Genomic DNA, 460 nt, shown 5'->3' with positions numbered 1-460 from the left:
TTCAGGAAACGGCGGGCAGAGCGCGGCGCGCTACAGCGTTTCGATGGTGTGGTGCATGTTGGTGTAGATGCATAGCTCGCCGGCGATCTCCAGCGACTTCTTCACCACCTCCTGCGCCGACAGCTCGGTGTTCTCGATCAGCGCCTTGGCGGCCGACTGGGCGTAGACGCCGCCCGAACCGATGGCGACGATGCCCTGCTCGGGCTCGAGCACGTCGCCATTGCCGGTGATGATGAGCGAGGCCTCGAGGTCGGCCACGGCGAGCATGGCTTCGAGGCGGCGCAGCACGCGGTCGGTGCGCCAGTCCTTGGTCAGCTCGATGGCGGCCCGCACCAGGTGGCCCTGGTGCTTTTCCAGCTTGGCCTCGAAGCGCTCGAACAGGGTGAAGGCGTCGGCCGTGGCGCCGGCAAAACCGGCCAGCACCTTGCCGTGGTGGAGCTTGCGCACCTTGCGCGCCGTG

General features: G+C 67.6%; 1 protein-coding gene. It reads right to left on the bottom strand.

The genetic code is table 11. The annotated features are described in order from the left end of the window. Positions 1 to 30: 30 nt before the first annotated feature. Positions 31 to 460 (bottom strand): ATP-dependent protease subunit HslV (hslV, locus tag QZH66_RS18420; protein WP_305807234.1); only part of this gene is annotated, 430 nt, incomplete at its 5' end.

It is taken from the genome of Stenotrophomonas sp. YIM B06876 (assembly GCF_030711595.1).
Classification (GTDB): Bacteria; Pseudomonadota; Gammaproteobacteria; order Xanthomonadales; family Xanthomonadaceae; genus Stenotrophomonas.
Note: the sequence above shows the minus strand (reverse complement) of the source record. Positions and strands in the feature narration are given on the sequence as shown.